This window comes from Nocardia sp. NPDC055053, from assembly GCF_053608285.1.
The window spans coordinates 54,794-74,364 of sequence record NZ_JBSGVD010000006.1; the positions used below are offsets into that span (position 1 = coordinate 54,794).

The 19,571-nt window shown below is 68.2% G+C and carries 21 protein-coding genes; 8 read left to right on the forward strand and 13 right to left on the reverse strand.

Annotated features, from left to right (window positions below; translation table 11 throughout):
• Positions 1–14: 14 nt before the first annotated feature.
• Positions 15–1,310 carry a serine hydroxymethyltransferase gene (glyA, locus tag ACWF82_RS08270; protein ID WP_452499258.1) on the forward strand — a complete coding sequence of 432 codons (1,296 nt, stop codon included), beginning with the start codon at positions 15–17 and terminating at the stop codon, positions 1,308–1,310.
• 65 nt (positions 1,311–1,375) lie between these two features.
• On the opposite strand, the gene ACWF82_RS08275 is transcribed toward glyA, so the two are convergent.
• The 6 genes from ACWF82_RS08275 to ACWF82_RS08300 form a co-directional block, all read right to left on the reverse strand.
• The gene (locus tag ACWF82_RS08275) at positions 1,376–2,458 is read right to left on the reverse strand and encodes an RDD family protein (RefSeq protein WP_452499260.1); all 1,083 of its coding nucleotides are present in this window, start codon (positions 2,456–2,458) and stop codon (positions 1,376–1,378) included.
• Positions 2,455–3,102: a hypothetical protein gene (locus tag ACWF82_RS08280; RefSeq protein WP_452499262.1), complete on the reverse strand. Its 648-nt coding sequence runs from the start codon at positions 3,100–3,102 to the stop codon at positions 2,455–2,457. The genes ACWF82_RS08275 and ACWF82_RS08280 overlap by 4 nt, the downstream gene beginning before the upstream one ends.
• Positions 3,099–4,340: a hypothetical protein gene (locus tag ACWF82_RS08285; RefSeq protein WP_452499264.1), complete on the reverse strand. Its 1,242-nt coding sequence runs from the start codon at positions 4,338–4,340 to the stop codon at positions 3,099–3,101. Before ACWF82_RS08285 ends, ACWF82_RS08280 begins: the two co-directional genes overlap by 4 nt.
• Entirely contained in the window at positions 4,337–4,663 is a 327-nt protein-coding gene (locus tag ACWF82_RS08290; protein ID WP_452499265.1) for a hypothetical protein, read from the reverse strand. Before ACWF82_RS08290 ends, ACWF82_RS08285 begins: the two co-directional genes overlap by 4 nt.
• 180 nt (positions 4,664–4,843) lie before the next feature.
• Positions 4,844–5,827: an LLM class F420-dependent oxidoreductase gene (locus tag ACWF82_RS08295; RefSeq protein ID WP_452499267.1), complete on the reverse strand. Its 984-nt coding sequence runs from the start codon at positions 5,825–5,827 to the stop codon at positions 4,844–4,846.
• A gap of 56 nt (positions 5,828–5,883) precedes the next feature.
• On the reverse strand, positions 5,884–7,077 hold the full coding sequence (locus ACWF82_RS08300; protein ID WP_452499269.1) for an FAD-dependent monooxygenase: 1,194 nt from the start codon (positions 7,075–7,077) through the stop codon (positions 5,884–5,886).
• A 106-nt stretch (positions 7,078–7,183) separates the two neighbouring features.
• On the opposite strand from ACWF82_RS08300, the gene ACWF82_RS08305 reads away from it, so the two are divergent.
• A complete protein-coding gene (locus tag ACWF82_RS08305; protein WP_452499270.1) occupies positions 7,184–7,900 on the forward strand; it encodes a TetR/AcrR family transcriptional regulator in 717 nt (238 codons plus the stop codon).
• Positions 7,901–7,945: 45 nt separating this feature from the next.
• Positions 7,946–8,365, forward strand: a complete 420-nt coding sequence (locus ACWF82_RS08310; protein WP_189026202.1) for a limonene-1,2-epoxide hydrolase family protein — start codon at positions 7,946–7,948, stop codon at positions 8,363–8,365.
• A gap of 10 nt (positions 8,366–8,375) precedes the next feature.
• Here ACWF82_RS08310 and ACWF82_RS08315 read toward each other — a convergent pair whose 3' ends face one another.
• Complete coding sequence (locus tag ACWF82_RS08315; RefSeq protein WP_379310800.1) at positions 8,376–8,648, reverse strand: hypothetical protein; 273 nt, start codon at positions 8,646–8,648, stop codon at positions 8,376–8,378.
• A 306-nt stretch (positions 8,649–8,954) separates the two neighbouring features.
• Between ACWF82_RS08315 and ACWF82_RS08320 the strand changes: the two genes are divergently transcribed.
• From ACWF82_RS08320 to ACWF82_RS08330, 3 genes are all read left to right on the forward strand, one after another.
• On the forward strand, positions 8,955–10,328 hold the full coding sequence (locus ACWF82_RS08320; RefSeq protein ID WP_452499272.1) for a PhoH family protein: 1,374 nt from the start codon (positions 8,955–8,957) through the stop codon (positions 10,326–10,328).
• Positions 10,329–10,513: 185 nt separating this feature from the next.
• Entirely contained in the window at positions 10,514–11,131 is a 618-nt protein-coding gene (locus ACWF82_RS08325) for an LGFP repeat-containing protein (RefSeq protein WP_452499274.1), read from the forward strand.
• Positions 11,132–11,209: 78 nt separating this feature from the next.
• Positions 11,210–12,064, forward strand: coding sequence for an acyl-ACP desaturase (locus ACWF82_RS08330; protein WP_452499275.1), 855 nt, complete (start codon positions 11,210–11,212; stop codon positions 12,062–12,064).
• A gap of 51 nt (positions 12,065–12,115) precedes the next feature.
• Here the strand turns inward: ACWF82_RS08330 and ACWF82_RS08335 are convergent, their stop codons facing one another.
• From ACWF82_RS08335 to glpX, 3 genes are all read right to left on the reverse strand, one after another.
• Positions 12,116–13,522, reverse strand: a complete 1,407-nt coding sequence (locus ACWF82_RS08335; RefSeq protein WP_452499277.1) for a class II fumarate hydratase — start codon at positions 13,520–13,522, stop codon at positions 12,116–12,118.
• A gap of 309 nt (positions 13,523–13,831) precedes the next feature.
• Positions 13,832–14,167, reverse strand: a complete 336-nt coding sequence (locus tag ACWF82_RS08340) for a hypothetical protein (protein WP_452499279.1) — start codon at positions 14,165–14,167, stop codon at positions 13,832–13,834.
• A 174-nt stretch (positions 14,168–14,341) separates the two neighbouring features.
• Positions 14,342–15,385: a class II fructose-bisphosphatase gene (gene glpX / locus ACWF82_RS08345; protein WP_452499280.1), complete on the reverse strand. Its 1,044-nt coding sequence runs from the start codon at positions 15,383–15,385 to the stop codon at positions 14,342–14,344.
• Positions 15,386–15,511: 126 nt separating this feature from the next.
• On the opposite strand from glpX, the gene ACWF82_RS08350 reads away from it, so the two are divergent.
• Entirely contained in the window at positions 15,512–16,078 is a 567-nt protein-coding gene (locus ACWF82_RS08350) for a DUF4245 domain-containing protein (RefSeq protein WP_452499282.1), read from the forward strand.
• An 81-nt stretch (positions 16,079–16,159) separates the two neighbouring features.
• Here the strand turns inward: ACWF82_RS08350 and ACWF82_RS08355 are convergent, their stop codons facing one another.
• The 3 genes from ACWF82_RS08355 to ACWF82_RS08365 form a co-directional block, all read right to left on the reverse strand.
• Positions 16,160–16,414: an exodeoxyribonuclease VII small subunit gene (locus ACWF82_RS08355; protein ID WP_452499283.1), complete on the reverse strand. Its 255-nt coding sequence runs from the start codon at positions 16,412–16,414 to the stop codon at positions 16,160–16,162.
• Complete coding sequence (xseA, locus tag ACWF82_RS08360) at positions 16,411–17,703, reverse strand: exodeoxyribonuclease VII large subunit (RefSeq protein ID WP_452499284.1); 1,293 nt, start codon at positions 17,701–17,703, stop codon at positions 16,411–16,413. Before xseA ends, ACWF82_RS08355 begins: the two co-directional genes overlap by 4 nt.
• Before the next feature lie 98 nt (positions 17,704–17,801).
• A complete protein-coding gene (locus ACWF82_RS08365; protein WP_452499286.1) occupies positions 17,802–18,416 on the reverse strand; it encodes a lipid droplet-associated protein in 615 nt (204 codons plus the stop codon).
• 114 nt (positions 18,417–18,530) lie between these two features.
• Here ACWF82_RS08365 and ACWF82_RS08370 point away from each other — a divergent pair, with 114 nt between their 5' ends.
• Complete coding sequence (locus ACWF82_RS08370) at positions 18,531–19,550, forward strand: 4-hydroxy-3-methylbut-2-enyl diphosphate reductase (RefSeq protein WP_452499288.1); 1,020 nt, start codon at positions 18,531–18,533, stop codon at positions 19,548–19,550.
• Positions 19,551–19,571: the final 21 nt, after the last annotated feature.

The window sequence follows — 19,571 nt, forward strand, 5'->3', positions numbered from 1 at the left end:
ATAGACTGAAGGTCGTGACGCAGACGACCGCTTCGGTGAATACCCAGTCTCTCGGTGAGCTCGATCCCGAGTTGGCCGCCGCGATGGCGGGCGAGCTCGCCCGCGAACGCGACACCCTCGAGATGATCGCTTCGGAGAACTTCGTGCCGCGCGCGGTCCTGCAAGCGCAGGGTTCCGTGCTCACCAACAAATACGCCGAGGGCTACCCGGGCCGCCGCTACTACGGTGGCTGCGAAGCCGTCGACGTGGTGGAAACCCTGGCCCGTGACCGCGCCAAGGAACTCTTCGGTGCCGAGTTCGCCAACGTCCAACCCCACTCCGGCGCCCAAGCCAACGCCGCGGTGCTGATGGCGTTGATGAACCCGGGCGAAACCCTGCTCGGCCTGGACCTGGCCCACGGTGGTCACCTCACCCACGGTATGCGCCTGAATTTCTCGGGCAAGCTTTATGACGTGCACTCCTATGGTGTGTCCAAGGAAGATCACCGCATCGACATGGACGAGGTCCGTGACATCGCGGTCAAGGCCAAGCCGAAGGTGATCGTGGCCGGTTGGTCGGCGTATCCGCGTCATCAGGACTTCGCGCGGTTCCGTGAGATCGCCGACGAGGTCGGTGCTTACCTGTGGGTCGACATGGCCCATTTCGCCGGTCTGGTCGCCGCCGGTCTGCATCCGTCGCCGGTGCCCTATGCCGATGTCGTGTCCTCCACCGTGCACAAGACCCTCGGTGGCCCGCGTTCGGGTCTGATCCTGGCCAAGCAGGAATTCGCCAAGAAGCTGAACTCGGCGGTGTTCCCGGGCCAGCAGGGCGGCCCGCTCATGCACGTGATCGCCGCCAAGGCCGCCGCGTTCAAGATCGCCGCGACCGAGGAGTTCGCCGACCGTCAGCAGCGGACGCTGTCGGGCGCCCGGATCCTGGCCGAACGTTTGACCGGTGCCGACGTCAAGGACAAGGGTGTTTCGGTCCTGACCGGCGGCACCGACGTGCACCTGGTCCTGGTCGACCTGCGTAACTCCGAACTCGACGGTCAGCAGGCCGAAGACCTCCTGCATGAGGTCGGTATCACCGTCAACCGCAACGCGGTCCCGTTCGACCCGCGTCCGCCGATGGTGACTTCGGGTCTGCGGATCGGTACTGCTGCGTTGGCTACTCGTGGTTTCGGTGATACCGAGTTCAGCGAGGTCGCCGAGATCATCGCCGCTACCCTCGCGGGCACCTCGGACACCGAATCGCTGCGGGCGCGGGTGTCCAAGCTGGCTCAGAGTGTCCCGCTTTACCAGGGCCTCGAGGACTGGCGCCTGCTCGGCTGAGCCGAATAAGTTTCGAAACGCCCTCGGTAACCGGACTTCCGGCCACCGAGGGCGTTTTGTTGTTGTCAGGACCCGGTCGCGCGATTGTTGATGTCGCCGCGCCGTACGGCGGGGAGCAGGTAGCGCTCGGGGCGTTCCGGAACGGTGCTGTTGCCGAGCACGAGCACCGGCATGATCACGCCGACCAGCCACACCGCGAGGAGCCTGCGCAGGCGGGGATAGCCGCCGGTGTCGCGGTCGATGACGACGAGCCCGAACACGGCCTTGCCCAGGGTGGTGTGGGTGACCGCTTGGATCAGCACCCGATCGACGAACGAGGCGAGCAGGAAGAAGCCGACCACCATCGCCCAGTTGATCCGCAGGTTCCCCCAGTCCTGCTGCTCCACCGTTTGCCTGCTCGCCGGATTCGCCAGCACACCGATCCCAACGCCGATCGCGACGTGCGCGGTGACGTCGAGAATGTAGGCGAGCGTGCGACGGAGCATGCGGGGCGACGGGAACGACTCGTCGTCCTTCCCACCACGCAACGGGGTTGGCGGCGGCTTCGGTTCGTACCGAGGTCGTTCGGCGCGCGGCGGCGGCCCACCGGGATCGCCGTCGCCGGCGAACAACGTCCGCCCGAATCGCGGTGCCGGATACCACGGTGCCCGATAGGCGAACAGGGTCCGCGCGCCACCGGGCAGCGCGACCAGCCCCGCCTTGCGCGGATCACCCGCGAACCACATCTCCGTGCCGTCGCGATATCCCGAGGCCGAGATCCACCGGCGCAACTTCAATGTGCCGATCAGCTGGTCGTGGTGATCGACCAACTGCACCCACTCCCGCACCCCGCCGCGGAAACGCTGCACGGTCACGACCTGCCACCGTCGGCCTCCTGCCCGCAGCCGCCGAATCGCCGTCCAGCTCATGACGATTCCCGTCACGGTGATCGGCAGGACAGCGAAGAAACACAGGAGCGCCATCCGATCGGCGTTCTCCGCCGTCCGCCCCGACTCCGTCTGCGCTACGTCGACGAAGTAGAAGAACGCCACCGCGCACCCCACGCCGAGCCCGAGCACGACCAGCGCGCGCAGGGTGGTCCAGATGAGCGTCCAGCAGGTTCGTGGCGTGCTCAACGCGCGCGCCGCTCGGCCGTCCGTTCCGGTCACAGCGCGAGCGTGAATTGTGGATGGACAACGGTGTCGAAGGCGATCGAGCCGGCCAGCAGCACCATCATCGCCCCGAAATCGGACCCATACGCCACATCGGCGGTCGACAGCACGGCGACGGCGATACGGGCGCCGTCGTCGGCGACGACGATCGCCTCGATCTGATGGACGGCCCGGCCCGGCGGCTCCGCCTGCGATGAATCGTCGACGACGGCATAGGTTGTCGTCGATTCGATGAACAAGACGGTGCGCCCACCGAGTTCGACCGGCTCGATGTGTGCGCCGCGGCCGTCGGTCGCCTTCTCCTCGGCCAGCTCGGCGATGGTCACCCGGGGGTTCTGGGTGCGTCCGCGATCCAGCAGCGAGATGGTCAGCCACGAGGTCACCGGTGTGCCGTCCGCGGAGGCGTGCTGACCGATCGCGCAGTAACAGGCGTTATTGGTGCGCAGGACGGTGAGCAGGTCGGCGATGGCCGATGCCACTTCGGGAAAATCCCCGGCGACCTCGGCGGGCAGGAACTCGACGATGCTCTCGGCCGACTCGACCGCTTCGTGAATCGTGGCCAGCGGCAGTTCGTGATAGCCGCGCGGCAGGACGACCGACAGCGAGGTGGTCGACCCGGCAGGGGTGGTGTGCGCTGTCAATCTCCCACTCCCTGTGACAGGTCGATCGTCTTGTACGAGGCACCGGTCATCCGCTGCAGAACCGCCAGCGCGGTGGCCGGGCTCTCCTGCATGAAGTGCTTACCCTCGGCCCCGGTGAGCTGCAGCAGCGAATGCACACCGGTGGTCGCGCCGGAGGAGGCGAGCTGGTCGGAGACACCGAATACGTTCTTGTCGGTGAAGACCCGGGCGACGAGACCCGGATCGTTCGCCGCTTCACCCCAGGTCTGCGCCATCATTCCGAACCGGCCGAGATCGTCGGCGCCGTTGCCCATGGCGAACACCTTGCCCGCTTTAAACACCCCCGAGGCACCGGGCACCACGCTCAGCAGGTCACCACCGACGGTCGCGGCGGCGCCGAGCTTCTCGGTCCAGCTGCCGTTGACCAGGTCGTCGCGCAATTCGTCGTTGGTGGCGGTCAGGGCCAGCGCCCCCGCGCCCGCGGCCAACGAGATGCCCAACGCGATCGCGCTGATCGGTGGTGGGGTCACCAGGGCCAGGATGCCGGCGATCGCGGACGTGGTGGACAGCACCTCGTGAATCGCGTCGCGGTTCTCATCGATCCAATCGGTGAGACTGTCCCACCAGCTCTTGTCCGGTTCACTGGGCGCGAAGTTCGCGGCGGCCTCCAGCTCGGTCGCCGTGGTGGTGGCTTTGGCGTTGTGCGCGATCTCGAGATCTTTCGCGCGGGCGATGATCGCGTCGATCGCGCCCTGGCAGTTGTCGACCGCGGTCGACGCCGAGGTCACCTTGGCGTTGGCGGCGTTGAGCCGGGCCTGGGCGTCGGCCAGCTCGGACGCGTCGGAGAACGTCTTGTTGGCCAGGCCGAGGTCGGGATCGGCCTTGGCCTGCTGGAGCGCGGTGACCGCTTGGGCGTGGTTGGCCCTGGCGGTGGCGGCTTCGGCCTCCAGACCTTTCGCGGTGTCCTGGAAGGCCACGAGATCGGTATGCCACGCGGCGATCGCGGTGTTGGCCTGCTGCAGCGAGGATTGGGCGAGACCGAGGTCCTGGGCTAGCGTGGCATCGAAGCCGGCGCGGAAGGCATTGCCCGCCTCACCTTTCCATACCTCGTCGTTGCTGTTGCGAATGCTGGTGAGCAGCGCGTTGGTCTCGGTGACGGCGTCGGCCGCGGTCTTGACCTTCGTGCTGAGGGTGGCGACTTCGGCGGCGTCGCCCGGGGTGGGATTGAAACCGAGATTCGGGTAGGGGTTGTCGGTCACTTCGGGGTGACCGCCTGCGGATCGGTTTGTGCGCCCGCCTGGGCGAGTGCCTGCGCGACCGCGGCGTCGAGTTGCTGGTAGGCGGTGTGGCACTGCGCGATTCCGTCGGCGGTGACGGTCGTGGACTCGCAGATTCGTTCGATGCCGTACTTCCACTTGCTCTGGAAGTTGTCGGCGGCGTCGTTCAGCTTGGCGGTACCGATGTCGGAATTCCCGTCCTTGGACAGCGCGTTCATGGCGTCGGTGAGCACCTGCTCCGTTCCGCGCAGCAATTGGACGGTTTTGCCGAGGACATCGATGTCGACCTGGAGAATTCCGGTCATCTACCCTCCTCTTTTCTCGTTCTGTTCTGTTGGACGCACGAACCGCCGTTTCGGTTCCCTCGGATGCCGTGCACGACACGGAGCGCCGAACGCGTCTTCCGGACCGCCAACATAGCCGCCCCGCGGCGCCGCTGTCGGCACCGCGGGGCGGGCTATTGCTCGGAACGAGAAAAGAAGTGGTCAGCCGACCAGGGGCTTGAGCGCGCGGGCAGCGGCCTCGATGACGCCCGGCTCGTGGCCGTTGGCGATCATGTTGACGATGACGCCGTCGATGCCGTGGTCGAGGACGCGTTCCTGGATCTGCTCGGCGACCTCGTCCGGGGTGCCGACGAACTGGCGGTCGGCGGGGGAGTTGCGGATCTCCTCGGGGGACAGGGCGGACAGGTCGATGCCGAAGCGGGCGAGCATGTCGCTCTGCAGTTTTCGGGCGCGGTCGCCGTCCTCGTCGGCGATAACGAAGGCGAGGAAGCTGGTTTCGAGGGTCGCCGGGTCGCGGTCGGCCTCGGCGCAGCGCTGGTGCAGGGCCGCGACCTTCTGGGGCAGCAGCGAGGCGTTGCTGATGATGTTGAGGTGGTCGGCGAAGCGGGCCGCCAGCGCGAAGGTCTTCTTCTCGCCACCGCCGCCGAGCATGATCGGCAGGTCGTCGCGGATGCGCGGCTCGTTCAGCGCGTTCTCGGTGTGGTACCACGTGCCGTCGAAGGTCGGCCGCTGTCCGTGCAGCATCGGCGCGATGATCCGCAGGGCTTCCTCTAGCCGCTGGAACCGCTCGGTGAAGGTGCCGAACTCGAAGCCGTACTGCTGGTGCTCGAGCTCGAACCAGCCTGCGCCGATCCCGAGCACGGCCCGCCCACCGCTGACCACGTCGAGCGTGCTCACGGTTTTGGCGAGCAGCGCCGGATTGCGATACGTATTGCCGGTGACCAAGGCGGACAACTGGATTCGCTCGGTCGCTGTGGCCAGCGCGCCGAGCGCGGTGTAGGCCTCCAGCATCGGCTCGTCCGGACCGCCGATGCCGGGTAGCTGATAGAAGTGGTCCATCACGAACGCGGCATCGAATCCGGCCGCCTCCGCCGCTCTGGCCTGCGCGATCACCGTGGGGAACAGCTCGCGCACCGAGGACGTGTTGCTGAAATTGGGCATCTGATAACCGAGACGAATGCTCATGGGAGCGACCATAGGACTTGGAGTGCACTCCAAGTCAAGGCACGCCGGGGCGGGGCTCAGGACGCGTCGGTGAGTTCGACGCGGGCCGGATAATCGATCAGGTCGATGTCGTTGGCGGCCTTGTCGCCGTACTTCATCATCAGCGTGAAGCCGCGTGAGCCGAGGAACCAGTTGCGGACCCTGATTCCGAGCGCGGTTTTCGGGGCGAGGAACGGGCCCGCGTTGCTGTTGCCCGCGATCTTGGCGTAGTGCTTCATGATTCGGTCGAAGGCGGCGAACGCGGTGACGTGGTCGCCGTCGGCGATGGCCAGTTCGCCCGCGAGGACATAGGCGCCGACGACGGCCAGCCCGCTGCCGAAACCGGCGAGGGTGTTGCCGTAGGCCGAGTCGCCGACCAGCGCCACGCGCCCGCGGGTGTAGGCGCCGTTCATCCTGACCTGGCTGAGCGAGTCCAGGTAGATGTCGTCGTAACCGGCCAGGTCGGCGAGCATGCGCGGGGCCTGCCAGCCCATGTCGGCGTAGGTGGATTCGATGACGCGGCGGGCGGCGGCGGTGTCGTCGCGGGGGAAATCCAGTGCGGGACTGGCGAACAGGTACATCTGCTGCGCCTTCGGGCCGCCGTCGACGGCGAGCTTGCCGGGGGTGTTGTGGGCGAAAGCGCGTACCCGTTCGCGCGGGGTGCTGGGGTCGCTCCACGGGCTCGCACCGGCCACGCAGTAGTAGTGGCCGAGGTGATGCACGTAGTCGGACTCCGGCCCGAACGCGAGTTTTCTTACCCGCGAATGGATTCCGTCCGCACCGAGCACGAGGTCGAAGGTGCGTGGCTGTCCGTGCCCGAACCGCACCCGCACGCCGTCGGCGGTTTCGGTGAGCGCGGTGATCGTGTCGCCGAAGACGTATTCGACGGCGGCCGAGGTCTTCTCGTACAGGATCTCGGCGAGGTCGCCGCGCAGGATCTCGACGTCGCCACCGGTGAAGTCGCCGGACATGACGGCGAGCTCGCGCCCGTCGTCGTCGACGAACACCGTGTCGGTGGTGCCGGTGCGGCGGGCGCGAACCGCGTCGAGGACACCCATCCGTTCCAGCACGGTCAGGTGCGTCCGGCCCTTGAAGTCGACGGCCTGACCGCCGGCGCGCAGCGCGGGAGCGCGCTCGACGACGGTGACGGTGAAGCCGTAGCGATGTAGCCAGTAGGCCAGCGCGGGCCCCGCGATGCCGGCGCCGGAGATGAGGACGGTGTGGTTGCGCATGGTGTGCTCCTCGGGAGAAATCTGTGTCTGATGGAATCTGTATCTGGTGGACACGAATAAGAGTATGGTAGACACAGTTCTGAGGTCAACAGGAAAGGCGGGACCGATGCCGACCACCGTCGAGCTGCTGTGGGGCACCGCCACGCGCCCCAAACGCGGCCCCAAACCCGCGCTCACCCTGGACGGGATCGTCGCCGAGGCGATCGCGCTGGTCGACGCCGAAGGACTGGCCGCGCTGTCGATGCAGCGACTGGCCGAGCGCCTCGGCTTCACCAAGATGTCGCTGTACCGGTACGTGCCGGGCAAGGAACAGCTGACGGCGCTGATGCTCGACGCCGCGATGGGCGAACCGCCGCGGCCCGGCACCGCGAAGGCCGGCTGGCGCGGCGGTCTGCGGCACTGGGTCGAGGCGATCTTCGAGCGCTACTGCGCCCACCCCTGGATCATCGAACTGGCCCTCGGCATCCGCCCGATCGGCCCGAACGAGATGAGCTGGACCGAGGCCGCGCTCACCGCCCTCGACGGCACCGGGCTGACCGGCCCCGAACGGCTCGACACCATCGTGCTGCTCAACGGGCACGCGCGCAGCCTGGCCCAGCAGGTCGAATCGGTCGGCGGCGGCGATTCGGCGATCCAGTTCGCCGAGCAGTTCACCGCGATGATGAGTGCCGCCGGCGACCGGTTCCCCGCGGTCAGCGCGGCCTTCGCGGAGGAATCGGCGACGGTCAGCGCCTCGGCCGCGCCGGGCGCCGCGTTCGACTTCGGCATCGACCGCATCCTCGACGGCCTCGCCGTGCTGATCGCGAAACGGACGAATCGGTAGCGCCGGGGTCTGGTCTGCCGGGCGCGAACGTCCTAGGCTCGCATCATGACCGACCAGCCGGAACTGCCGGAAAACTCCGCCACCCTCGTGCGCGAATTCTTCGCCGCGCTAGAACTCGGCAGCGTCGACGAGGCGCTCGAGCTGCTGGATCCGGCGATCGTCTGGAAGAACACCGGCCTGCCGACCGTGCGTGGCAAGGATCGGGTCGCGGCGTTGCTGCGCGGCCTTGACCGGCCGCAGCTGGGATTCGCGGCGGACATGCACCACATCGCCGAGAACGGCGACATCGTGCTCACCGACCGCACCGACTACCTGCGCGCCGGCCCGGTCCGGATCGGGTTCTGGGTGAGTGGCACCTTCGAACTGCGCGAGGGCCGGATCGTGCTGTGGGACGACCACTTCAGCATGGGCAACATGGCGCGCGGCGCCGTCGTCGGCGCGGCGCGGGCAATCCTGCGTCGCTGAGCGTCCCCGGCTACTTGTGCTTGTTCAAGTAGTCCAGATACGTCGGCCGCAGGACATCGGCCAGTTTGCCGTCGCCCGCGTGCATGTAGTCATCGATCATCGGCAGCACGTACTTGATGTCGGCCTCGCTCTCGCCGAGGTCGCCCGCCTCGGCCTGGGCGGCGGGGATGGACTTGAGCAGTCGCCACAGGAACTTCACGTCGCCGCGTCGCACAGCCGTCCGCACCGCACGATCGTGCAGTTCCTTCGACGACAGTTTCTCCAGATCCTCGTCTTCGGACATGCTTCGACTCTAGCCCTCGGCGACACCCCTGGGGCAGATCCGAAGCGTCGGCGCCGGTTAACGACAAATTCACGGACACGTCCGGCTGTCCGGCAGCGCGGCGGACAGTTGGGCGGTAGCGTCGGTGATGCGGGCCGCGTCGGTGTGGCTCGTACGGGAGGTCCTGACCGTGACTGAGCTACTCAGTGCGAGAGGGCCGGCACCCGGCCCTCGTGGCGGTTGACCAGCGCGTCACCGCCTACCAGGACGGACCGGTCCAGCGAGATCGTTCGCGCGGGTGCCGTGCGAACACATAAGGAGCCCACCGTGACTGCTGCACGCTCCGTTTCCGCCCCCGCGATGCACACGGCCTCGGCCTCGAAGAAGGGGGCCCGCCCCTCGCGTTCCGGTCGCAAGACTTTCGTCGTCGACACCTCGGTTCTGCTCTCGGATCCCTGGGCTGTCACCAGGTTCGGCGAACACAAGGTGGTTCTACCGCTGGTCGTGATCAGTGAATTGGAGGCCAAGCGACACCACCACGAACTCGGCTGGTTCGCCAGGGAAGCCCTGCGGATGCTCGACGACCTGCGGGTCAACCACGGCAGGCTCGACCAGGCGCTGCCGATCGGCACCGACGGCGGCACACTGCAGGTGGAGCTCAACCACACCGACCCCTCGGTGTTGCCCGCCGGATTCCGTTCGGAGACCAACGATTCCCGCATTCTCGCCTGCGCGCTGAACTTCTCGGCCGAGGGCGAGGAGGTGGTGCTGGTGTCCAAGGACATCCCGCTGCGGGTCAAGGCGAGCGCGGTCGGCCTGTCCGCCGACGAGTACCACGCGCAGGACGTGGTGACCTCCGGCTGGAGCGGGATGGTCGAACTCGACGTCGCGGGCTCCCAGATCGACCAGCTCTACTCCGAGTCGGTGATCGACCTGGACGAGGCGCGGGAACTGCCATGCCATACCGGGATCCGGCTGCTGGGCAGCAGCTCCAGCGCACTGGGCCGGATCACCGCCGACAAGCGGGTCCAGCTGGTCAGGGAGCGGGAGGCCTTCGGCCTGCACGGCCGCTCGGCCGAACAGCGCATCGCACTCGATCTGCTGCTCGACGAGAGCATCGGCATCGTGTCGATGGGCGGCCGCGCCGGCACCGGTAAGTCGGCGCTGGCGCTGACCGCCGGACTCGAGGCCGTGCTGGAACGGCGGACCCAGCGCAAGGTGGTCGTGTTCCGGCCGCTGTACGCGGTGGGCGGCCAGGAACTGGGCTACCTGCCCGGTTCGGAGAGCGAGAAGATGGGCCCGTGGGCTCAGGCCGTCTTCGACACGCTCGACGGGCTGGCCAGCCGCGAGGTGATGGAGGAGGTGCTCAGCCGCGACATGCTCGAAGTGCTGCCGCTGACCCACATCCGCGGGCGCTCGCTGCACGATTCGTTCGTGATCGTCGACGAGGCCCAGTCGCTCGAGCGCAATGTGCTGCTGACGGTGCTGAGCCGCCTCGGCACCGGCTCGCGCGTTGTGCTCACCCACGATGTCGCCCAGCGCGACAATCTGCGGGTCGGCAGGCACGACGGCATCGCCGCGGTGATCGAAAAGCTCAAGGGGCACCCGCTTTTCGCGCACATCACGCTCACCCGCTCCGAGCGCTCGCCGATCGCGGCGCTGGTGACCGAGATGCTCGAGGAGTACGGACCGAACGCCTGATCTCTCGGCAATCGGGCCGCGTCACGGCCTGAATCCGTTTGATTACGGCGAACTGTGGGTATTATCCGCGGCGACACCAATCCAGCAACGGCTCGGCGAACAAATGTTCCGCCGGGCCGTTGCGGATGTCGGCCAGGCTCCATCCGGGGGCGTGCCCCCGGGGGGCCACTCGCGAGAGGATGGATATGAACCACTTCGCTCGACGTACTGCCGCTGGAGGCGCCGCGGTCATCGCCGCCGCCGGATTGCTGCTCGCCGCGGGCTGCGGCGACGACGACAAGGACACAGCCGACGACAAGGTCGGCACCGTCACCTCGGTCATCGGCGGCCCTGGCGCGACCACCACCGCCGAAGGCGGCTACGGCGGGATGACCACAACTCCCGACAGCGACGAAACCACCACCCCCGGCGCGGCCACCACCACCGCGACGGCGGCGGGCGAGTCGACCACCATCTCCACTCCGAACGGTGACATCACCGTCTCCGGTGAGGTGTACAAGAAGTACGTCGCCGTCGGTGGGGCGACCAGCCCGCTCGGTATGCCGGAGGAGGCCCAGGAAGCGGGCCCCGACGGCGGCGAGTACCAGGACTTCGAGGGCGGCACCATCTACTGGAGCAAGGACGGCGGCGCGCACATCGTCTGGGGCGAGATCCGCGAGGCCTGGGAGGACGAGGGCGGCGCCAACGGTCCGCTCGGCTACCCGACCAGCGACGAGAAGGACATCACCGGTGGCAAGCAGAGCGACTTCACCGGTGGCACCATCGTCTGGGTCAACGGCGAGACCACGGTGACCAAGAAGTAACTCGTGTGCCCGGCCGGCGTGGGGACCTGAACGCCGCCTCAGGCCCCGCGCCGACGGCCGAACCGCTAGGTTGTCGGGGTGCAGAAAACTTTGACCGACCGTGAGCTGCTGGATTCGCTCGCTGACGTGGTGGAAACCAACCTGACTCGGCACATCGAGGTGGCCGAGGGCTGGCAGCCGCACGAGTTGGTGCCGTGGGCGGACGGCCGCAACTTCGCTTTTCTCGGCGGCACCGACTGGGCCCCGGACCAGTCCGAGCTGAGCGCGACAGCCAAGCTCGCGCTGACGGTGAGCGTCCTGGTCGCCGACAACCTGCCGTCCTACCACCGTGAGCTCGGCAAGCATCTGCGCACCGGCCCGTGGTGGCGCTGGGTCGGCCGGTGGACGGCCGAGGAGAACCGCCACGAGATCATGATCCGCAACTACCTGATGGTGACGCGCGCGGTCGATCCGGTCGCGCTCGAGCGGGCCCGCATGGCGCACATGACCGCGGGCTTCAACCGTCCTCCGCTGCACCTCATCGACGTGCTGGCCACCTGTGCCTTCGAAGAGCTCGCCGCCGCGATCCGGCACCGCAACACCGCCGCCCTCGGTGAGAACCTGGTCGTCACCGCGATGGCCGAGAAGCTGGCCGTCGACGACGAACTGCAGGCCGAGTTCTTCGCCACCCTCGTCGCCGCCGCCCTCGATCTGGTCCCCGACCAGGCCGTGCGCGCCATCGCCGACCAGGTCGCCGCCTTCCGGGTTCCGCACGTCGACCTGCCCGGCGGCGGTTCCAGCGACGAGGCGCTGGCCGCGGCGGGCATCTACGACCCCGCGAACGAAGCCGAACTGGTCTTCAAGCCGCTGCTGCAGCGCTGGAACATCTTCACCCGCACCGACTTCACCGAAGCCGGCGAGAAGGCCCGCGCCGAACTGGCCCACCTGGCCTGATCTTTCGCGCGAACGGCCGTCACCTCACCGAGGTGACGGCCGTTCGGCGTTTCAGGGCTTGCGGTCCACGTTGGCCATCGCCAGCACGTCGAGCTTGCTGTCGAGCTCCTCGACCGAGAGCTTGTCCGGGGTGAGGCCGCGGTCGATCACGGTCTGGCGGATCGTCTTCTTCTCGCGCAGCGCCTGTTTGGCGACGGCGGCGGCTTCTTCGTAGCCGATGGCGGAGTTCAGCGGAGTGACGATCGAGGGGGAGGACTCGGCCAGGGTGCGCAGGTGCTCCTCGTTGGCGACCAGACCGACGACGCACTTGTCGGCGAAGAGGCGGGAGACGTTGGCCAGCAGGCGGATCGACTCGAGCAGGTTGCGGGCCATGACGGGAATGTAGACGTTGAGCTCGAAGGCTCCGCTCGCCCCGCCGAAGGCGATCGCCGCGTCGTTGCCGACCACCTGCACCGCAACCTGCGTGACCGCCTCGGGCAGAACGGGATTCACCTTGCCCGGCATGATCGAGCTACCCGGCTGCAAGTCCGGCAGCTGCAGTTCGCCGAGCCCGGTCAGCGGGCCCGAACCCATCCAGCGGATGTCGTTGGCGATCTTGGTCAGGCTGACCGCGATGGTGCGCAGCGCACCGGATGCCTCGACCAGCCCGTCGCGCGCGGCCTGGGCTTCGAAGTGGTCGTGTGCCTCGCGCAGCGCGTCGATTCCGGTGCTGCGCACCAGTTCCGCGACGACCTTGGTCCCGAACCCGGCGGGCGCGTTGAGTCCGGTGCCGACCGCGGTGCCGCCGATCGGCAGCTCACCCAGGCGCGGCAGGGTGGCCAGCGCCCGCTCGATCCCCGCCTCGATCTGCCGGGTGTATCCGCCGAACTCCTGACCAAGCGTCACCGGCACCGCGTCCATCAGATGCGTGCGCCCCGACTTCACCACGGTGCGCCACTGCTCCGACTTGTCCAGCAGCGCGATCCGCAGATGTTCCAGCGCGGGAACGAGATCGGTGATGAAGGCCTCGGTGGCGGCCAGATGCGTGGCGGTGGGGAAGGTGTCGTTGGACGACTGCGACATGTTCACGTCGTCGTTGGGATGCACGGTCACGCCATTGCGCGCGGCGATCGAGGCGATCACCTCGTTGGCGTTCATATTGGAACTGGTACCCGACCCGGTCTGGAACACATCGATCGGGAACTGATCATCGTGCAGCCCCTCGGCGATCTCGTCGGCAGCGGCGACAATCGCGTCAGCCTTCCCCGGATCCAGCAGCCCCAAATCCTTGTTGACCTGCGCACAAGCAGCCTTCAGCAGCCCCAGCGCCCGAATCTGCGCCCGCTCCAACCCCCGCCCACTGATCGGAAAGTTCTCCACAGCCCGCTGCGTCTGCGCCCGCCACAGGGCGTCCACCGGAACCCGAACCTCACCCATCGTGTCGTGCTCGATGCGGTACTGCACGTCATCATCAGCCATGTCTCGACCCTAGGACGAGATTCCGCCGAATGGTGCTCCCACACCCGCGGAAAATCCCACACCTGGGTCAGGAATAGATCGGGATGGGGCGCCCTGGTGGGTGCTCACCGCGCATCGATCGGCGCCTTCTGGAGCCGCAGGGGCGCCGAACCCTCGAGGACAGCATTGTCATCCATGACGCCCTTCGGTTCTGCAATCGGCTTGGTGGAGAAGGGCAGTTCGACTATTGCTGTGTCGGGTATATGGCGATCTTGCCTGGGTATAAGCGGATCGCCTGCCCGGGAGTCAGGGCTTCGCCATTCAGTGCCTCTAGGAGGACGAGACCGGGGTGGAGATCGAGGCTGATGACGTTCCCTCCCAGGTTGCCGGCCAGTCGCCGCTCTGTGAGCGGAAGATGCCCGACTTGCCCGTGGCGATATCGGACAGGGGCGTTACCAGCATCGCCTCGATGCTTGGTACATCTGGCGTCTTTCGAAACCATTCGGGCAATGGATCGAGCGTAACCACTTCATCTCGGTCGAAGTCCGTCGTCTGGGCGATTTCGACTGCCGCCGAGATCAGTGCCCGCAATCGTTCGATGTAAATCCGACGTGGTACGGCGGGATGCACTAAGAACATCGCCAGGGTTGCAGTGGGAATGGTCACGGGGCATGACCTGATTCGTGCAAGCAAAACGCCGCGATCTCCGAACGCAACCGCTCGGAATCGATCTCGGCTGCAGACATGCCCGTTGCCCCGCCCGCCCCGGATGCTGTGGGAGCCACAGCAGTGAACCGCTGTGTGGTCAGGCCGCGCGCCAAGGGCGCGCGGCCCAACGCATCACGGCAGTGGCGGGTTCGCGCTGTCGTCGCCGTCGAAGTCGACGGAGGAGTACTCGCGGAGCTTGGTGAGGCGGTGGTAGGCGTCGATCATGCGGACGGTGCCGGACTTGGAGCGCATGACGATCGACTGGGTGGAGGCGCCGCCGCCGAAGTAGCGGACGCCGCGCAGGAGGTCGCCGTCGGTGACGCCGGTGGCGCAGAAGAAGACGTTCTCGCCTGCGACCAGGTCGGTGGTGGACAGGACGCGGTCCAGGTCGTGGCCCGCGTCGATGGCCTTCTGGCGCTCTTCGTCGTCCTTGGGGGCGAGCATGCCCTGCAGTTCGCCGCCGAGGCAGCGCAGTGCGGCGGCGGCGATGATGCCCTCGGGGGTGCCGCCGATGCCGACGAGGATGTCGACGCCGGACTCGGGGCGCGCGGCGGCGATGGCGCCTGCGACGTCACCGTCGGAGATCAGGCGGATGCGGGCGCCCGCGTCGCGGGTCTGCTGGATGATCTCGGCGTGGCGCGGGCGGTCCAGGATGCAGACGGTGAGGTCGGAGACCGAGGACTTCTTGGCCTTGGCGACGCGGCGGATGTTCTCGCCGATCGGGGCGGTGATGTCGATCGAGCCCGCGGCGTCGGGGCCGACGGCGATCTTGTGCATGTAGAACACGGCGGACGGGTCGAACATGGCGCCGCGCTCGGCGACCGCGAGCACCGCGATGGCGCCGGGGGAGCCCTTCGACATCAGCGTGGTGCCGTCGATCGGGTCGACGGCGAAGTCGACCTCGGGGCCCGTACCGTCGCCGACCGCTTCGCCGTTGTACAGCATCGGCGCTTCGTCCTTCTCGCCTTCGCCGATGACGACGACGCCGCGCATGGAGACGGAGCTGACCAGCTGGCGCATGGCGTCGACGGCCGCGCCGTCGCCGCCTTCCTTGTCTCCGCGGCCGACCCAGCGGCCCGCTGCCATCGCGCCTGCCTCGGTGACGCGGACCAGCTCGAGTGCGAGGTTGCGGTCGGGTGCCTCGCGGCGGCTGGGGGCGGGCGATGATGCCGTCATTGCGGAGTGCCTCCTTGGCGTTGGTGTACGGGGGCAATTGTCGCATTCAGAACTGGCACGGTCGTGCACCACCTCCTCGGACGCCCGCTGACAGCCCTGGTCGGCGGCGAGTGGATACTGGTAGCCGTGGCCCAGCAGAAGCACCGGATCTTCAACGACTATCGCGACCTGTTCTGGTCGCTGATCCCGTTGGTGCTGATCGCGATCGTGCTGGCGGGCGCCGCGAGCCAGTGCACGGTGGCCACGAACGGCCCGACGCAAGGTCAGGTGCCGCATTTCGACGCCGACTCGGCGCTGCGCTCCGATGCCAAGTCGCTGCCGTTCCCGATCCGCAACCCGGAGCTCCCGCAGGACTGGGTGTCGAACTCGGGCAGCCGTGAAACCATCGTCGTGGCGGGCGGCGGCCCGGTGAGCACCGTCGGCTATCTGACCCCGCAGGGCACCTACATGCGGCTCTCGCAGAGCTCGGCTTCCGAAGAAGCGCTGGCCAGGCACGTGCTCGGCTCGCGCTACGCCACCGGAACGCAGGACGTGGACGGGCAGAAGTGGGTCGTCTACGCCGAGCCGACCGAGGAATCGGCCTGGATCGCCGACCTGGGCGGTGTTCGGGTGCTGATCACCGGCGCGGGCAACGAGGCCGCGTTCACCACGCTGGCACGGGCTGTCACCACCGCGCAGCCGCTGTCGAAGTGAGCTCCGTAGGCTGAATGCCGGTTGCCTCGGCCTAGCCCCAGCTCACCGGCTGGATGTGGTGGGTCCAGCCGACCGATGGACCTACTCGCCCGCGTCGTCGGCGTGTGACGCGATGGCATCCTCCACGCGCTTGCGCGCACCGGCCAGATGCTGCTCGCAGCGGGTGGCCAGTGCCTCGCCGCGTTCCCAGAGGGCGAGCGAGTCGTCGAGGTCGAGGCCGCCCTGCTCGAGCATCTTGACCACGTTGACCAGTTCGTCGCGGGCGCGTTCGTAGCCGAAGGCGGCGATCTCGGCGAGGGTGTCGGCGGGCTCGGTTCCGGCGTCGGGCACGGTCATTTCCCCTTGTCGTCGGTGGCGGGTGTCAGGCGCTGGGTGCCGAGCGCGGCGGCGGTGACGGCGCCGTCGGCGACGCGGATGCGGAGCTGGCTGCCCGCTGGGGCGTCGGAGATCGCGCGGACCACGTGACGTTCCGGTCCGGCGACGCGCTGCACGACAGCGTAGCCACGGGCCAGCGTCGCGGCGGGACCGACGGCGGTGAGCTTCTCGCGTAAGTGCGCGGCCGCGGTGGATTCGGTGCGCAGTGTCTGCTCGACCGTGCGGCGGGCCGCCAGGCGCAGCCGCTCCACCTCGTCGTGGCGGTGTCGCAGTTCGCGCAGCGGATCGGCGAGGACGGGGCGTGAGCGCAACTGGGCGATGATGTGGGTCTCGCGCTGCACCCAGCCGCGCAGCGCGGCGGCCGAGCGGGCCCGCATCTCGCGCACACCGGCGAGTTCGGCGGCGGCGTCGGGGACGATGCGTTTGGCGGCGTCGGTGGGTGTCGCGGCGCGCACGTCGGCGACGAGATCACTCAGCGGCGCGTCGGGTTCGTGGCCGATCGCGCTGACGATCGGGGTGGTCGCGGCGGCGATGGCCCGGCACAGCGCCTCGTCGGAGAACGGCAGCAGGTCTTCGGTACTGCCGCCGCCACGGGCGAGCACGATCACGTCGACGGCGGGGTCGCGATCGAGCACGGCCAGCGCGTCCAGCATCTGCGACACGGCTGTCGGTCCCTGCACCGCGGTGTTCTTCACGACGAAACGGACTGCGGGCCAACGGTTCTGGGCGACGGTCAATACATCGCGTTCGGCGGCGCTGGCCCGTCCGGTGATCAGCCCGACGGTGCCGGGCAGGAACGGCAGTGGCCGCTTGAGTCGCGGATCGAACAGTCCTTCCGCCGCCAGCAGCGCCTTCAACCGCTCGATCCGCGCGAGGAGTTCGCCGATGCCGACGGGCCGGATCTCGGTGACCCGCAGCGACAGCGTGCCGCGCCCGGTGAAGAACTGCAGCTTGCCGTAGACCACGACCCGGCTGCCCTCGGTCAGCGGAACGGGACTGCGCCGCAACAACTCCGGATCACACGTCACCGACAGCGACATATCCGCCGAGGTATCGCGCAGCACCAGGAACGCGGTGCGCGTGCCGGGCCGCAGATTGATCTGGGTGACCTGCCCCTCCACCCACACACTGCCGAGCCGGTCGATCCACTGCGCGACCTTCACCGCGACCGAACGCACCGGCCACGGCTGCTCCGCCGAACTGCCCGGTGCGCCTGCCTGCGCGGGAGTGCCGGAGCTGTCCTCAGTCATAGGTTAGGTATACGCGGCGCTACCGACACAAACAAAAGCGGCCGCAACCGGCGCCGGTGGCGCGGATTGCGGCCGCATCGAAGTCGGAGGGAGAGCCTCTACTGCGCCTGCACCGTCGCGATGCGGTTGGTCAGCATGGTGACGAAGGGAGCGCGGGCGCGGGTCTGCTGCTCGAAGGCCAGCAGCTGCGCGAGCTCCTCGACGGTCAGCATGCGCAGCCGGGCGCGCAGCTGGGCCAGCGTCATCGCCGGGTAGTCGTAGCGGACGGCGACCTCGGGGGCTGCCACCTCCTCGGACTCCGGCCCGGCGGCGGGCTCCTCGGCGGGCTCGACGGCCTCGGCCTCGGTCTCGAGCAGCAGCAGCGACGCGGGCGCGGCCTTGCCGTTGGCCTGCTCGGCCGGGAGCTCCTCGGTGTACAGGTCGAAGCGGCTGGCGTGGCCGTTGGTGGCGACCGCGGGCTCGGGCGCGATGTCCTCGTCGAAGGTGGCCCACTCCGGCTGCTCCTGCGGAGTCGAACCTAGACGTTCGAACACCAGGTCACCCTTGAGCGCGAGGCTGGTGACGAACTGCTGCACGTGCATGGTCGTCTGCAGCACGCGACTGAGCGCGGTGATCGGGAAATTGACCGCGGCGACGGGTAACCGCCGGGTCTCTTCTAAGGCGTACACGGCGGCACCGGCGGCGACCCTGGCCACGAACGGAGGACGGAACATGGTCCCAGCCTGCCGCAAACCGCCTGTGATGCAAAGGTCCAGGCTGCCCGGATGTGACTTTCGCCCCCCGATCCGCCCTGATCCCGCCCGCGCGACGCACGTAAGCTGTGGATCATGACCTCGGCAATTCCCTTGAACGTCGGTATCACGCGCTCCGCGGGCGCGTCCACTGCCGGTGGCAAGCGCGTGCTGCTGGCGGAGCCGCGCGGCTACTGCGCAGGCGTCGACCGCGCCGTCGAGACCGTGGAGAAGGCGCTGGAGAAGCACGGCGCCCCGATCTACGTCCGCAAGGAGATCGTGCACAACCGGCACGTGGTGGAGACGCTACGTGAGCGCGGCGTCATCTTCGTCGACGAGACCGACGAGGTGCCGGAGGGCGCGCTGGTCGTGTTCTCCGCTCACGGTGTCGCGCCGATCGTGCACGAGACCGCCGCCGAACGGAACCTGCGCACCATCGACGCGACCTGCCCGCTGGTCACCAAGGTGCACCAGGAAGCCAAGCGCTTCGCCCGCGACGACTACGACATCCTGCTGATCGGCCACGAAGGCCACGAGGAGGTCGAGGGCACCGCCGGTGAGGCGCCCGAGCACGTGCAGCTCGTCGACGGCCCCGACTCGGTGGACAAGGTCTCCGTGCGCGACCCGTCGAAGGTGATCTGGCTGTCGCAGACCACGCTGTCGGTCGACGAGACCATGGAGACGGTCCAGCGGCTGCGCGAGCGGTTCCCCACGCTGCAGGATCCGCCCAGCGACGACATCTGCTACGCCACCTCCAACCGTCAGACCGCGGTCAAGGCGATGGCGCCCGAATGCGATCTGGTGATCGTGGTCGGCTCGCGCAACTCCTCCAACTCGGTGCGGCTGGTCGAGGTCGCCCTCGGCGCGGGCGCGCGTGCCGCGTACCTGGTCGACTACGCCCGCGAAGTCGACCTCGCCTGGCTCGACGGGGTGCGGACGATCGGCATCACCTCGGGTGCGTCGGTGCCGGAGATCCTGGTGACCGGTGTGCTCGACCTGCTCGCCGAGCACGGCTTCGGCGAGGTGCAGCCGGTGACGACGGCCAACGAGACGCTGGTGTTCTCGCTGCCGCGTGAGCTGCGCGCCGCGCGTCGCGATGCGGCGCCGCGGGACTGACAGAACCCATAAAGAAGGAAT

Coding starts and splice junctions, on each gene's coding strand:
- ACWF82_RS08290 (WP_452499265.1), bottom strand. CDS start 4,663: ATGACCGGAATTCTCCAGGTCGACATCGATGTCCTCGGCAAAACCGTC.
- ACWF82_RS08295 (WP_452499267.1), bottom strand. CDS start 5,827: ATGAGCATTCGTCTCGGTTATCAGATGCCCAATTTCAGCAACACGTCC.
- ACWF82_RS08300 (WP_452499269.1), bottom strand. CDS start 7,077: ATGCGCAACCACACCGTCCTCATCTCCGGCGCCGGCATCGCGGGGCCC.
- ACWF82_RS08305 (WP_452499270.1), top strand. CDS start 7,184: ATGCCGACCACCGTCGAGCTGCTGTGGGGCACCGCCACGCGCCCCAAA.
- ACWF82_RS08310 (WP_189026202.1), top strand. CDS start 7,946: ATGACCGACCAGCCGGAACTGCCGGAAAACTCCGCCACCCTCGTGCGC.
- ACWF82_RS08315 (WP_379310800.1), bottom strand. CDS start 8,648: ATGTCCGAAGACGAGGATCTGGAGAAACTGTCGTCGAAGGAACTGCAC.
- ACWF82_RS08325 (WP_452499274.1), top strand. CDS start 10,514: ATGAACCACTTCGCTCGACGTACTGCCGCTGGAGGCGCCGCGGTCATC.
- ACWF82_RS08335 (WP_452499277.1), bottom strand. CDS start 13,522: ATGGCTGATGATGACGTGCAGTACCGCATCGAGCACGACACGATGGGT.
- glpX (WP_452499280.1), bottom strand. CDS start 15,385: ATGACGGCATCATCGCCCGCCCCCAGCCGCCGCGAGGCACCCGACCGC.
- ACWF82_RS08355 (WP_452499283.1), bottom strand. CDS start 16,414: ATGACCGTGCCCGACGCCGGAACCGAGCCCGCCGACACCCTCGCCGAG.
- xseA (WP_452499284.1), bottom strand. CDS start 17,703: ATGACTGAGGACAGCTCCGGCACTCCCGCGCAGGCAGGCGCACCGGGC.
- ACWF82_RS08365 (WP_452499286.1), bottom strand. CDS start 18,416: ATGTTCCGTCCTCCGTTCGTGGCCAGGGTCGCCGCCGGTGCCGCCGTG.
- ACWF82_RS08370 (WP_452499288.1), top strand. CDS start 18,531: ATGACCTCGGCAATTCCCTTGAACGTCGGTATCACGCGCTCCGCGGGC.